General features: G+C 70.2%; 12 protein-coding genes. 3 read left to right on the plus strand and 9 right to left on the minus strand.

The features are described from left to right. The first annotated feature begins 156 nt into the window (after nucleotides 1-156). Nucleotides 157-1,533 carry an NAD(P)/FAD-dependent oxidoreductase gene (locus tag EDD27_RS23925; protein ID WP_127934365.1) on the plus strand — a complete coding sequence of 459 codons (1,377 nt, stop codon included), beginning with the start codon at nucleotides 157-159 and terminating at the stop codon, nucleotides 1,531-1,533. 20 nt (nucleotides 1,534-1,553) lie between these two features. After that, nucleotides 1,554-3,158: an amidohydrolase gene (locus EDD27_RS23930; RefSeq protein WP_127934366.1), complete on the plus strand. Its 1,605-nt coding sequence runs from the start codon at nucleotides 1,554-1,556 to the stop codon at nucleotides 3,156-3,158. A gap of 53 nt (nucleotides 3,159-3,211) precedes the next feature. Here the strand turns inward: EDD27_RS23930 and EDD27_RS23935 are convergent, their stop codons facing one another. The 5 genes from EDD27_RS23935 to gap form a co-directional block, all read right to left on the minus strand. Beyond that, nucleotides 3,212-3,556, minus strand: a complete 345-nt coding sequence (locus EDD27_RS23935) for an RNA polymerase-binding protein RbpA (RefSeq protein ID WP_127934367.1) — start codon at nucleotides 3,554-3,556, stop codon at nucleotides 3,212-3,214. A 74-nt stretch (nucleotides 3,557-3,630) separates the two neighbouring features. Beyond that, the gene (gene secG / locus EDD27_RS23940; protein ID WP_127934368.1) at nucleotides 3,631-3,861 is read right to left on the minus strand and encodes a preprotein translocase subunit SecG; all 231 of its coding nucleotides are present in this window, start codon (nucleotides 3,859-3,861) and stop codon (nucleotides 3,631-3,633) included. A gap of 99 nt (nucleotides 3,862-3,960) precedes the next feature. Continuing rightward, nucleotides 3,961-4,743 carry a triose-phosphate isomerase gene (tpiA, locus tag EDD27_RS23945; protein ID WP_127934369.1) on the minus strand — a complete coding sequence of 261 codons (783 nt, stop codon included), beginning with the start codon at nucleotides 4,741-4,743 and terminating at the stop codon, nucleotides 3,961-3,963. A 117-nt stretch (nucleotides 4,744-4,860) separates the two neighbouring features. Beyond that, on the minus strand, nucleotides 4,861-6,048 hold the full coding sequence (locus EDD27_RS23950) for a phosphoglycerate kinase (protein WP_164904226.1): 1,188 nt from the start codon (nucleotides 6,046-6,048) through the stop codon (nucleotides 4,861-4,863). Between the two features lie 241 nt (nucleotides 6,049-6,289). Continuing rightward, entirely contained in the window at nucleotides 6,290-7,294 is a 1,005-nt protein-coding gene (gene gap / locus EDD27_RS23955) for a type I glyceraldehyde-3-phosphate dehydrogenase (protein ID WP_127934371.1), read from the minus strand. 183 nt (nucleotides 7,295-7,477) lie between these two features. Between gap and EDD27_RS23960 the strand changes: the two genes are divergently transcribed. Then, nucleotides 7,478-8,104 (plus strand): hypothetical protein, encoded by a 627-nt coding sequence (locus EDD27_RS23960; protein WP_127934372.1) that lies wholly within the window; start codon nucleotides 7,478-7,480, stop codon nucleotides 8,102-8,104. Between the two features lie 213 nt (nucleotides 8,105-8,317). On the opposite strand, the gene whiA is transcribed toward EDD27_RS23960, so the two are convergent. The 4 genes from whiA to uvrC all read right to left on the minus strand — a co-directional run bounded on the left by whiA (nucleotide 8,318) and on the right by uvrC (nucleotide 13,714). Then, entirely contained in the window at nucleotides 8,318-9,298 is a 981-nt protein-coding gene (whiA, locus tag EDD27_RS23965; RefSeq protein ID WP_026214667.1) for a DNA-binding protein WhiA, read from the minus strand. Between the two features lie 73 nt (nucleotides 9,299-9,371). Beyond that, entirely contained in the window at nucleotides 9,372-10,343 is a 972-nt protein-coding gene (locus EDD27_RS23970) for a gluconeogenesis factor YvcK family protein (RefSeq protein ID WP_206641626.1), read from the minus strand. 173 nt (nucleotides 10,344-10,516) lie between these two features. After that, nucleotides 10,517-11,407, minus strand: coding sequence for an RNase adapter RapZ (gene rapZ, locus EDD27_RS23975; protein WP_206641627.1), 891 nt, complete (start codon nucleotides 11,405-11,407; stop codon nucleotides 10,517-10,519). Between the two features lie 378 nt (nucleotides 11,408-11,785). Then, nucleotides 11,786-13,714, minus strand: coding sequence for an excinuclease ABC subunit UvrC (gene uvrC / locus EDD27_RS23980; protein ID WP_164903767.1), 1,929 nt, complete (start codon nucleotides 13,712-13,714; stop codon nucleotides 11,786-11,788). Between the last annotated feature and the right edge of the window lie 179 nt (nucleotides 13,715-13,893).

Raw genomic sequence — 13,893 nt, forward strand, 5'->3', positions numbered from 1 at the left:
CGGAGGCCGACGCGCCGAGCGAACGGGGCCCGGAGCGCGCATGCGGCCGAGCACGGCGGCTGCCGCGCCTCCGCGACTGCGCGCCCCGTACCGCATCGATCACGAATTTCGTTGTGAGATGCGCTGCTGTGTCCGGATATAGCAGGATACGGGGGCATGAGCGTGCGTGTTCCCTTGTCGCCAGAGTTCGTCAACGGCGACGTGTCCTTCTGGTACCGGTCCGACGGCGTGCCGGCCCCTGGCCCCCGGCTCAACGGCGACCTGGAGGCCGACGTGGCGATCGTCGGCGCCGGCTACACGGGCCTGTGGACCGCGTACTACCTCAAACGCGCCCGCCCGTCCCTGCGTGTCGTCCTGCTGGAGCAGGAGTTCGCCGGATTCGGCGCCTCCGGCCGCAACGGCGGCTGGCTGACCGGCGACCTGGCCGGATCGCACGAGCGCTACGGCACGGGCGCGCGGCGCCTGCAGCGCGAGATGTACGCCTCGATCGACGAGGTCATCGCGGTCTGCGAGACGGAGTCCATCGACTGCGACCTCGTCAAGGGCGGCGTGGTGAACGTCGCCCGCACCCCCGCCCAGGCCGCCAGGCTGCGTGAGGTGGTCGAGGCGGCCCGCGCGTGGGGCATCGAGGAGGCGGACCTGCGGCTGACGGGCCCGGAGGAGCACGTACGGGTGGCCGGGGCGCTGGCCGCCTCCTGGAGCCCCCACTGCGCCCGGATCCAGCCCGCCAAGCTGGCCCAGGGCCTGGCCAGGGTCGTACGCGACCTCGGCGTGCCCGTCTACGAGCGCACCCCGGTCACGGAGATCGCCCCGCACCGGGCGGTCACCCCGTACGGCACCGTGACGGCCGGGCACGTCATCCGCGCCACGGAGGGCTTCACCGCCCGCCTGCGCGGCCTGCGCCGCCAGTGGCTGCCCATGAACAGCTCCATGATCGTCACCGAGCCCCTGCCGCCGTCGTTCTGGGACGAGGTCGGCTGGCGCGGCGCCGAGCTGCTCGGTGACATGGCGCACTACTACATGTACGCCCAGCGCACCGCCGACGACCGCATCGCCTTCGGCGGCCGCGGCCGGCCCTACCTGTACGGCTCCCGCATCGACACCCGCGGCCGCACCCACGAATGGACCGTTGAGGCGCTCTGGCAGCTGCTCACCGAGTTCTTCCCCGCCGCCCGGTCCTCGTCGATCGCGCACGCCTGGTCGGGCGTGCTCGGCGTGCCGCGCGACTGGTGCTCGACCGTCCACGTGGACCCCGCCACGGGCCTGGGCTGGGCGGGCGGCTACACCGGCCACGGCGTCACCACGACGAACCTGGCCGGCCGCACGCTGCGCGACCTGATCCTGGGCGAGGAGACGGAGCTGACGTCGCTGCCGTGGGTGGGCAGGAAGGTGCGCCCGTGGGAGCCGGAGCCGCTGCGCTGGCTCGGCGTGCACACGATGTACCGCCTGTACCGGGTGGCGGACCACCGCGAGCGCGCCATGCCCCGCACCTCGGCCCTGGCCCGTTTCGCCGACCTCATCACCGGTCACTGATCCGCTAAAAGGAGATCTTGATGGACATCCTCTTCCGAGGAGGCCGCGTCTTCACGCCGGAAGGCGTCCTGGAGGCGGCCGTGCTGGTGAGCGGCGGAGTGATCGCCGCCGTGGGGCCCGAGGGCGAGCTGGCCCGCCAGGCGCCGTCCCATGAGACGGTGGATCTGGCCGGCGGCCTGCTGACGCCGGGCTTCACGGACGCGCACCTGCACCCGGTGCAGGCGGGCCTGGAACGGGCGAAGTGCGATTTGTCCGAGATTTTCGGCCTAGACGCATACATAGCCAAGATCGCTGACTATGCCGCCAAAAATCCTGATAAGGCGTGGATTGATGGCGGCGGCTGGGACATGTCGGCGTTCCCGAACGGCCTTCCCCACCGCGACCACCTCGATTTCCTCGACCGCCCGGCCTACCTGATCCAGCGTGACCACCACGCCGCCTGGGTCAACACCCGCGCCCTCGACCTGGCCGGGATCACGAAGGACACCCCCGACCCGGCGGACGGCCGCATCGAGCGCGACCCCGACGGCACGCCCACCGGCGTGCTCCACGAGGGCGCGATGGACCTGGTCGGCCTGCTCACCCCGCGCCCGGCCCCCCAGGACCTGCAGGACGCGCTGGCGGACGCGCAGCGGCATCTGTTCTCGCTGGGCATCACAGGCTGGCAGGACGCCATCGTGGGCTCGTACGCGGGCTCCGGCGACCAACTGCCCACCTACCTGTCCGCGGCCCGCTCAGGGCTGCTCAGGGCGCGTGTGGTGGGCGCTCTGTGGTGGGACAGGACGCGGGGCCTGGACCAGATCGGCGACCTGGTCGAGCGCCGGGCCGCCGCCGAGGGCCTCGACCGTTTCCGGGCCACCTCGGTCAAGATCATGCAGGACGGCATCACGGAGAACTTCACGGCCGCCACGCTGGAGCCGTACTGCCTGTGCGGGGGCACGGGCCTGTCGTACGTGGACCCGTACAAGCTCAAGGAGTATGTCGCCGAGCTGGACAGGCGCGGCTTCCAGGTGCACTTCCACGCCATCGGCGAGAGGGCCGTGCGCGAGGCCCTGGACAGCTTCGAGGGCACGAACCCCGCCAACCGGCACCACATCGCCCACCTGCAGATCATCGAGCCCTCGGACGTGCCGCGCTTCGCCGCCCTGGGCGTCACGGCCAACCTGCAGCCCCTGTGGGCCACCCACCACGCCCAGATGGACGAGCTGACGCTGCCGTACCTGGGTGAGCCGCGCTCGTCGTGGCAGTACCCGTTCAAGGACCTGCTCGACCACGGCACGCGCTTCTGCGCCGGCAGCGACTGGCCGGTCTCGGACGCCGACCCCCTGCAGGGCATGCACGTGGCCGTGAACCGCACCGAGCCGGGCGGCTCGCTCCACGCCGGCTACCCGACGGCGCAGACGCCGTTCCTGCCCGGACAGCGCATCGACCTGGCCACCGCCATGGCCGCCTACACCTCCGGCTCCGCCTGGATCAACCGCTCCCCCGCCGGTGCGATCGAGCGCGGCCGCCCGGCTGACCTGGTGGTCCTGGACCGCGACCCGTTCGCGCTGCCGCCACGGGAGATCTGGACGACGCGGGTGCGCATGACGTTCGTGGACGGCGAGCCGGTCTTCGACCGATGAGAAACGGCGAAGGGCCCCGGGACACTCTCCCGGGGCCCTTCGCCGTTACCCGACTACCAGGGGGACTTGTTGGCGCGCAGGCGCTCCAGTGCCTCCTCGAGGATCGCCTTGCCGTCCTTGTCGCTCCTGCGCTCCTTCACGTACGCAAGGTGCGTCTTGTACGGCTCGTTCTTCGGCGGGGCAGGCGGGGCCTCCTCGTCCTGTCCGGCTGGGAGGCCGCAACGTGGGCAGTCCCACAGCTCGGGGACCGCCGCGTCACTGGCGAAACTGGGGCGCGTCTCGTGCATGTTGGCGCACCAGAACGAGACCCGCACTCGCGGAGCCGCCTCGCCACGCTCGGCCTCCCCCATAGGGCCGGCGCCGACTCGGCTGCCACGGATCGCGTTGCCACTACCCACGGATGAACTCCTCGCTCGATCGCCCCGCGCAGGAACACGGGGGGAGAATCACTGTCACGCGTTAACTTTGTTGCTCAGGGCCTCAAAAGCAGGCCGAGAGCGATGATGCAGACGAACCAGACCACGCCCGTGATGACGGTCAGCCGGTCGAGGTTGCGCTCCACCACCGAGGAACCACCGAAGTTCGAGGAGAAGCCTCCGCCGAACATGTCAGACAGGCCACCACCCTTGCCCTTGTGGAGCAGGACGAGCAGGATCATGAGAAGGCTCGCCAGGATGAGGGCGATGGAGATTCCGATTTCCACGGTATGCCTGTTCCTTCAATGCTCTGTTACGCGTGACGATTCAAACTTGCCTCTAGAGGGTACGGCCTGTTGTCAAGTCGCACCTCCAGAACGGCTCAGTTAGCCTGGCATTTCGGAGAATCGGCAGATCTTGGCGAACTCACCTGCATCGATGCTGGCGCCGCCCACCAGCGCGCCGTCGACATCCGCCTGTGCCATGATCCCTGCGATATTGCCTGACTTGACCGAACCTCCGTAAAGGATACGTACCGCCGAGGCCACTTCGGCGTCGTAGAGCTCAGCGAGTCTGATTCGCAATGCTCCGCAGACCTCCTGGGCGTCCTCGGGGGTGGCCACCTCGCCGGTGCCGATCGCCCACACCGGTTCGTAGGCCACCACTATCGATTTTGCCTGCTCGGCCGAGATCTTGCGCAGCGCTCCGTCGAGTTGGCCGAGACTGTGCGCGATGTGGCCACCCTCTTGGCGCACCGCCAGCCCTTCTCCGACGCACAGGATCGGCGTCAGCGAGTGCCGGTAGGCGGCCTGGACCTTGGCGTTGACGAGGTCGTCGTCTTCGCCTTGGTATTGCCGCCGCTCCGAGTGGCCGATCACGACGAAGGTGCAGCCCAGCTTGGCCAGCATGACGCCGGAGATCTCGCCGGTGTAGGCGCCGCCGTCGTGCTGGGAGAGGTCCTGGGCGCCGTACACGATCCTGAGCTTGTCGCCGTCCACGAGGGTCTGGACGCTGCGCAGGTCGGTGAACGGCGGCAGGACGGCGACATCGACCTTGTCGAAGTCCTTGTCATTGAGTGCGAAGGCCAGCTTCTGGACCAGCGCGATGGCCTCGAGGTGGTTGAGGTTCATCTTCCAGTTGCCGGCGATGAGGGGCTTGCGCGTGCTCATTGGTCGCTCACCACTCCTCTTTCGCTCCGCGGAGTCCCAGGTCGTGCCGGAGGCGCGCCATCAGCACGTGTCGGGCCTCCACTCCACTCACTGCGTCGGGTTCGCTTCGTGGTCAACTCACTCCTCCAGAGCGGAGAGTCCAGGGAGGGTCTTTCCCTCAAGGTATTCGAGGCTGGCCCCGCCACCGGTGGAGATGTGCGAGAAACCGTCCTCGGGAAGTTCCAGCTTGCGTACGGCGGCCGCGGAGTCGCCGCCGCCCACCACGGTGAAGGCGCCGGAGGCGATCAGCGCCTCGGCCACCGCCCGCGTGCCGCCCGAGAACGCGTCGAACTCGAACACGCCCATGGGCCCGTTCCAGAAGACGGTCCTGGCGTCGGCGAGCTTGGCGGCGAACAGCTCCCGCGTCCTGGGCCCGATGTCGAGCCCTTCACGGTCGGCCGGGATCGCGGTGGCCTCGACCGCCTCGTGCTCGGCGTCGGCCGCGAACGTGGTCGCCGCCAGCACGTCCACGGGCAGCACGAGCTCGACACCGCGCTTGGCCGCCTCGTCGAGGAAGCCGCGCACCTGGTCGAGCTGGTCCTCCTGGAGCAGCGACTTGCCGACCTCGTAGCCCTGGGCCTTGAGGAAGGTGTACGCCATGCCGCCGCCGATCAGCAGCCTGTCGACCTTCGTCAGCAGGTTGGCGATGACGCCGAGCTTGTCGGAGACCTTGGCGCCGCCCAGCACCACCACATACGGCCGCTGGGGGTCCTCGGTGAGCTTCTTCAGCACCTGGACCTCGGCCACGACCAGCCCGCCCGCCGCGTGCGGCAGCAGCTTGGGCACGTCGTAGACGCTGGCGTGCTTGCGGTGCACCGCGCCGAACCCGTCGCCGACGTAGAGCTCGGCCAGCCCGGCCAGTTGCTCGGCGAACGCGCCGCGCACGGCGTCGTCCTTGGACTCCTCGCCCGGCTCGTACCGCAGGTTCTCCAGCAGGGCCACCTGGCCGTCCTGGAGCGATTCAACGGTGCTTCGCGCGCTGTCGCCCACCACGTCGGCGGCGAAGTCCACGTCCTGGCCGAGCAGCTCGCCCAGGCGCCTGGCCACGGGCTTGAGCGAGTATTTCGGATCGACCTGGCCCTTGGGCCGGCCCAGGTGGGCGCAGACGACGACCCTGGCCCCCCCGTCCAGCAGGGCCTTGATCGTCGGCACCGACGCGCGGATGCGGCCGTCGTCGGTGATCGTCTCCCCGTCGAGGGGGACGTTGAGGTCGGCGCGCACGAGCACGCGCCGCCCCTTCACGTCGAGATCGTCGAGCGTGCGCATGCTCATGCTCCCTCAGTCTTCATGGCTTCACTCCGTGAGACGCGCTCGTCCGCCACATGCCGCCGCCTTCCCCGCGCTCCTCCGGACCACATCGGTCCGGGCTCGCCTGCGATCCGCCGCCGAGCGGGTGCGACGTCCACATAGAGGTCGTGTCCCGCCGACCGGGCCATCGCACGGTGCGGCGAGAGGGCGGCGCGGAGAACGACCCCAGGCAGGCGGCGCCGTCTCGCGGGATCCGTCGTCAGAGGCCGCGGCCGACCAGTTCGATCAGGTCGGCGAGGCGGTTGGAGTAGCCCCACTCGTTGTCGTACCAGCCGACGACCTTGACCTGGTTGCCGATGACCTTGGTGAGGCCGGCGTCGAAGATGCAGGAGGCCGGGTCGGTGACGATGTCGGAGGAGACGATCTCGTCCTCGGTGTAGCTGAGGATGCCCTTGAGCGGACCCTCGGCGGCGGCCTTGACCGCGGCGTTGACCTCCTCGACCGTGACGTCGCGGCTGACGTCGACGGTGAGGTCGGTGGCCGAGCCCGTGGGGATCGGCACCCGCATGGCGAAGCCGTCGAGCTTGCCCTTGAGCTCGGGCAGGACCAGGCCGATGGCCTTGGCGGCGCCGGTGGAGGTGGGCACCACGTTGAGCGCGGCGGCGCGGGCGCGGCGCAGGTCCTTGTGCGGGCCGTCCTGCAGGTTCTGGTCCTGCGTGTAGGCGTGGATGGTGGTCATCAGACCCTTCTCGATGGTGAAGGAGTCGTGGAGGACCTTGGCCATCGGGGCCAGGCAGTTGGTGGTGCAGGAGGCGTTGGAGATGATCGTGTGCTTGGCCGGGTCGTAGGCGCTGTCGTTGACGCCCATGACGACCGTGAAGTCCTCGTTCTTCGCCGGGGCGGAGATGATGACCTTCTTCGCGCCGTTGTCGGCGTGCACCTTGGCCTTGGTGGCGTCGGTGAACAGACCGGTGGACTCCACGACCACGTCCACGCCGAGGTCGCCCCACGGCAGCTTGGCCGGGTCACGCTCCTCGAAGACCTTGATGGCCTTGCCGTCCACGGTGATCTCATCGCTGGAGGCCTTCACCTCATAGGGCAGGCGGCCCAGAATGCTGTCGTACTTCAGCAAGTGAGCGAGCGTCGCGTTGTCGGTCAGGTCGTTGACCGCGACGATCTCGATGTCCTTGCCGCTGGCGGCGACAGCGCGCCAGAAGTTGCGACCGATGCGGCCGAAGCCGTTGACGCCTACGCGGATGCTCACGGGAACCGAACTCCTCGAACAGATGGCGGGCTGAACCTCAACCACGAACCTTATCGGACCCAAATTGGTTTAGACCACTGCCACCCCCGCAGTCTGAATGACCGTTCCACACACAAGTTTTGAGGCCTTCGAGTAAAGTGCCCGACTCATCGGAGTAAATTCGTGCATTCTCTGGGGGCTGAGATGTCACATAAGCGGTCGGGGCTGCTCCCCGGGCTAGCCGTAGGACTCGTTGCGGCGCTGGTCTGCGCGGCCGGCCTGGGGGCGGCCATCCTGTTCCAGACCCGCTTTCCCACCGAGGTCACGGCGTTCGGCAACGGCCATCCCCTGTCCGTCGCGCTGTCCCTGCTGATCGCGCTGCTGGTCGCCCTGGCGATCGGCGCGGTACGCCCGCGCAGCCGGGCCCTGATCGCCGTCGGGGCGCTGTACGCGGGCGGGGCCGTGGTCGCCGGCCAGATCGCCGGCTCGTCGATCATGGCCGGCGCCGCCATGCGCGGCCGCGACACCCCCGCGGAGCTGTCCGACATCACCGTGACCAACGCCTCCGAAGGCCTCTCCTACACCTTGTCCCTCTACAGGGGCCCGCTGACGGAGACCTGGCCGGTCTGGCTGTACATCGCCGTGGCCGCCCTGGCCGCCCTTCTGCTGCTGGCCCTGCGCGTGTCACGCGTCCGCCGCGCCGAGCTCCCCGAGGCGGCGACCGAGGAGCAGGAGGAGCCCGAGTACCGAGCCCCGTTCGAGCCCGCCCAGTCCCCGGCCAAGGAGCCGGTGGGCGACCTGTTCGCACCCCGCAGACCGGCCGGCGACTGACGCGGTCCGGGCTGACGCCGCCCGGCTCGCCCAGGAACGGGACACGCACGAACGGCCCCGCCCCGGGTCACCCGACCACGGAAGCCGGTCAAGCATGCGCTCCGTCACGGCGAGCAACCCGTGAGCCTTCACGACCGGCCATGACAGAAGGAAACCGACGTCGGCGCGTGCGGCCCAGGTGGCTTGCCGTAAAAAAATGGCCCTAAAAGCCCATCACGGGGCGAGCATGTCGACGGTGAGGTTGGCCTCCGTGTTGGGGATGCCGAGGTCGGAGGCGCGTTTGTCGGCCATGGCGAGCAGCCGCCGGATCCGCCCCGCGATCGCGTCCTTGGTCAGCGGCGGATCGGCGATCTGCCCCAGCTCCTCCAGGGATGCCTGCTTGTGCTCCACCCGCAGCCGCCCGGCCACCACGAGGTGCTCCGGCGCCTCGTCCCCGAGGATCTCCAGCGCCCGCTGCACCCGCGCCCCGGCCGCCACCGCCGCCCGGGCCGAGCGCCGCAGGTTGGCGTCGTCGAAGTTGGCCAGCCGGTTGGCGGTGGCCCGCACCTCGCGGCGCATCCGCCGTTCCTCCCAGGCCAGCACGCTGTCGTGCGCACCCAGGCGGGTGAGCAGGGCGCTGATCGCGTCGCCGTCGCGCACCACGACGCGGTCCACGCCGCGCACCTCCCGCGCCTTGGCGTGGATCTTCAGCCGCCGCGCCGAGCCCACCAGCGCGAGCGCCGCCTCCGGCCCCGGGCAGGTGACCTCGAGCGACATGGATCGGCCGGGCTCGGTGAGCGAGCCGTGCGCCAGGAAGGCGCCGCGCCAGGCGGCCTCGGCGTCGCACGCCGCCCCCGCCACCACCTGGCGGGGCAGGCCGCGCACGGGGCGGCCGTGGTTGTCGATCAGGCCCGTCTGGCGCGCGAGCGCCTCACCGTCGCGGTAGACGCGCACGACGTAGCGCGAGCCCTTGCGCAGCCCGGCGGGCGCGAGGACGAGCACCTCCGCCTTGTGGCCGAACACCTCGCCGATGTCCTTGATGAGGCGCCGCGCGGTGGCGTTGGTGTCGAGCTCCGCCTCGATCACGATCCGCCCGCCCACCAGATGCAGGCCGCTGGCGAACCGCAGCAGCGTGGACACCTCCGCCTTCCGGCAGCAGGGCTTCAGCACCGGCAGGCGGCTCAGTTCGTCTTTCACCACACCTGTCATCGCCATAAGCGTTAGTCCTCTCCCCCATTCAGACCGGCTCTCGTCAGTCTCTCGCACCTTTGCGCCACGCCGACCAGGATCAACGCTTCTGGAGGAAAATCTCGTCCAGGACGGAGGCAAGACGTCGTGGGTCGTGCCTCGGCGAGCCGTCGGCGGCGGCCACGTCCGCCATGACGAGCCGCGCGCCGAGCGCGGCGGCGGCCTTGTCCAGAGCGTCGGGGTCGTCGACCACTCCGGTGTCGGCGAGCACGACGTCGATCGACAGATCAGGAGCGTGCTGCCTGAGCACCTCCAGATGCTGCTGAGGGGAGAAGTCGTCGGTCTCGCCGGCCTGCGGGGCCAGGTTGAGGGTGACAAGCCGCTTGGCCCTGGTCTCGTGCAGGGCCCTGGCCAGCTCGGGCACCTTGAGGTGCGGCAGCACGCTGGTGAACCACGACCCCGGCCCGAACACGACCCAGTCGGCCTCCAGCACCGCCGCGACGGCTTCGGGCCGCGCCGGCGGATCCTCGGGCACCAGCGAGATGGCCTGGACGCGGCCGGGCGTCAGGGCGCACGCCACCTGCCCGCGTACGGTCGAGGTGACGCCGTCGAGCTCCACCTCGGCCACGATGTCCAGCGGCACCGACGCCATCGGCAGCACCCGCCCGTGCGCGCCCAGCAGCCGCCCGACCCAGTCGAGCCCGGCCACGGGGTCGCCGAGCAGCTCCCACAGCGCCACGATCAACAGGTTGCCGACGGCGTGCCCGTGCAGCTCGCCCTCGCTGCGGAAGCGGTGCTGCACGACCTCGCTCCAGGTGCTGCCCCACTCGTCGTCGCCGCACAGCGCGGCCAGCGCCATCCGCAGGTCGCCGGGCGGCAGCACGCCGAGCTCACGGCGCAGCCGCCCGCTGGAACCGCCGTCGTCGGCGACGGTCACCACCGCGGTCAGCCTGTCGGTGACCATCCGTAATGCCGACAGGGACGCGAACAGCCCGTGCCCGCCACCGAGCGCGACCACGCTGGGCCCGCACTCCCCGTGCCGCCCAGGCGGGTACGCCCCATCGAACCGCATCTCCTCACCGGAAGGAACACCGCCACCCCCCGCACCAGGCCCCACCGGCACGTCGTCCCCCGTACCGGCCGGTCGCCCGTCCAAGGGAGCGCCGCCTGGGCGGGGACCTTCTACAGGAGTCGGGCCGCCGCCTGCCTGATCCGGCGAAGCCGCTGCTTCAAAACCCTCATCGGTCACTCCCGCCCCACATCCCGGTGGCTCACCTGGACCTCCATCCCGCGGTCGCGCAGGCGGGCGGCCACCTGCTCGGCCATGGCCACGCTGCGGTGCTTGCCACCCGTGCAACCCACCGCCAGCGTCGCGTAGCTCTTGCCCTCACGCGCGTACCCGGCGGCGACCACCCGCAGGACCTCCTCGTACGCGTCCAGGAACTCCTTGGCCCCCGGCTGGCCCAGCACGTAGTCGCGGACCGGCGCCTCCAGCCCGTTCATGGGCCGCAGGTCGGGAACCCAGTGCGGGTTGGGCAGGAACCGGCAGTCCACGACGAGGTCGGCGTCGACCGGCAGGCCGTACTTGAACCCGAAGGACACCACGTTGAGCCGCAGCCCCGGCCGGTCCTCGCCACCGAAGTACGCAACGATCTTGTTTCTCAGCTCGTGCACGTTGTGCGAGGACGTGTCGATCACCAGGTCGGCGTTGGCGCGCACCTCCCGCAGGATCCCCCGCTCCCGCGTGATGCCGTCGACCAGCCGCCCCTCACCCTGCAACGGGTGGGGCCTGCGGACGTTTTCGAACCGCCGCACCAGCTCCTCGTCGCTGGCCTCCAGGAACACGACGCGCACCCGCACTCCGCGCCCTTCGAGCTCCTCGATGGCGGCGTTGAGGTCGGTGGTGAAGGCCAGGCTGCGCACGTCCACGACGGCGGCCACCTTGTCGGCGGCCAGCTTGACCTTGCCCGCCTCCTCGGCCATCGCGAACAGCAGCCCCGGCGGCAGGTTGTCGATGACGAACCAGCCCAGGTCCTCGAGCGCCTTGGCGGCGGTGCTGCGACCCGCCCCGGACATGCCGGTCACGATGACGAACGCCGGCTCGGTGCTCGCCGCCTCACTCCGCCCGTCGGGCACGGCTTTACCAGCGCTCCGCCCGTCGGGCACGGCTTTACCAGCGCTCCGCCCGTCCGACGCAGCCTCACCAGTGCTCCGCCCGTCGGGCACAGCCTCCCGGGTATTCCGCCCCTCCGGCTTCGCCTCACCGGTGTCCATGTCAACGCCCTCCCCGGCCGGCGTGGTCCGCCGGCCCAGCGGCCCGGTCGCTCACCGCGCGGCGGCCGCCCGGCACGCCCGGTCCAGTCATCGCGGCATGCCCTTTCACCCTAGCGAATGCGGGAACGCGCCTTCGCCATGTCGCGCTGCGTATATGGTCGCGCTCGCACCGGGCTCCGCTGGTCACGCAAGCCACCGCTCTCCGCCCCAAGCTCGCCGCTCTGGACGACCGTGGCGGTATCACGGCGAGTCTCCCTTCAGCGTCGAGACGATGACCTCGGCGAGCGACGGGCCGATGCCCGGGACCTCGCAGATCTCGGGTGCGGTGGCCTCACGCAGCTTCTTCACGGAGCCGAAGTGCTTGAGGAGAGCCTGCCGCCGCGCCGGGCCGAGGCCGGGCACGCCATCGAGCGCGCTCTCCTTCACCGTCTTCGACCTCTTGGAGCGATGGTAGGTGATGGCGAACCGGTGCGCCTCGTCACGAACACGTTGCAGCAGGTAGAGACCTTCGCTGGAGCGCGGCATGATCACCGGCTGGTCGTCGCCGGGCAGCCACACCTCCTCCAGCCGCTTGGCGAGCCCGCACACGGACACGTCGTCGATCCCGAGCTCGTCGAGCGCTCGCTGGGCGGCGGCGGCCTGAGGGCCCGCGCCGTCGACCACGACCAGGTTGGGCGGGTAAGCGAACTTGCGCGGTTTGCCCGTCTCGGGGTCGATGGGGCCGTGGACGTCCTGGTCGTCGGGGGCCAGCTCGCCGGTGGCGGAACGTTCCTCCAGGTAGCGGCGGAACCGCCGCATGATCACCTCGTAGATCGAGGCGACGTCGCCTTCGTTGGTCTTGATCGCGAAGCGCCGGTATTCGCTCTTGCGCGCCAGCCCGTCCTCGAACACCACCATCGAGGCCACGACGTTCTCACCCTGCAGGTGGGAGACGTCGTAGCACTCGATGCGCAGCGGCGCCTGGTCGAGGTCGAGCGCGTCGGCGATCTCCTGCAGCGCCTTGCTGCGCGTGGTCAGGTCGCTGGCGCGCCGGATCTTGTGCTGCGCCAGCGACTCCTTGGCGTTGCGCTCGACGGTCTCCATGAGCGCCCGCTTGTCGCCGCGCTGCGGCACGCGCACGTCGACGCGAGCCCGGCGCTGCTCACCCAGCAGCTCGGCGACGGCCTCGCTGTCGGGCGGCATGGCGGGCACGAGCACCTCGCGGGGCATCGACTCGGGGGCGGCCTCGGCGTACATCTGCAGCAGGAACTGCTCCACCAGCTCGCCGGGCGTGCTCTCCTCGACCTTGTCGACCACCCACCCACGCTGGCCACGGATGCGGCCGCCGCGCACGTAGAAGACCTGGACGGCGGCCTCGAGCGGGTCCTCGGCCAGCGCGATCACGTCGGCGTCCGTCCCCTCGCCGAGCACCACCGCCTGCTTCTCCAGTGCCCGCTGCAACGCCTGGATGTCGTCCCTGAGCCGGGCGGCACGCTCGTATTCCTGCTCGGACGCGGCGTCGCGCATCTCCTTCTCCAGCCGCTTGATGAAGCGGCTGGTGTTGCCGGCCATGAAGTCGCAGAAGTCCTCGGCCAGCGCGCGGTGCTCCTCCGGGGTGACCCGGCCGACGCAGGGCGCCGAGCACTTGTCGATGTAACCCAGCAGGCAGGGGCGGCCGATCTGGCCGGCCCGCTTGAACACCCCCGCGCTGCACGTGCGCACCGGGAAGACCCGCAGCAGCAGGTCGACCGTCTCCCTGATGGCCCAGGCGTGCGAGTAAGGCCCGAAATACCGGGTGCCCTTGCGCTTGGCCCCACGCATGACCTGCACGCGCGGGAAGTCCTCCCCCAGGGTGACCGCGAGGTAGGGGTAGGACTTGTCGTCGCGGTATTTGACGTTGAAGCGGGGGTCGAACTCCTTGATCCAGGAGTATTCGAGCTGCAGCGCCTCGACCTCGGTGCCGACGACGGTCCAGTCGACGTCGGCGGCCGTGGTCAGCATCGTCTGCGTGCGCGGGTGCAGCGCGGAGAAATCCGCGAAGTACGAGTTGAGCCGCTGCCGCAGGCTCTTGGCCTTGCCTACGTAGATCACCCGGCCGCGTGCGTCCCTGAACCGGTAGACCCCAGGAGAATCGGGGATCGAACCCGGCTTGGGCCGGAAACTCAAAGGACTGCCCGCTGATCTCGCCACGACCAAAAGCCTAGTAGCCCGTACCGACAAGGTGACCCTCGTCGCATCCCGCCGCAGGCCCACCCATACGCCCGCCGCGCCGTCATCCGGCACGACGGGCTCACCTGCCACGGCCCGGCACAGGTCAGGACCAGCCGGGCCGGGCACCCATCACCGAACGAACCATCCCACACCAGTCG

Source organism: Nonomuraea polychroma (assembly GCF_004011505.1).
Taxonomy (GTDB): domain Bacteria; phylum Actinomycetota; class Actinomycetes; order Streptosporangiales; family Streptosporangiaceae; genus Nonomuraea; species Nonomuraea polychroma.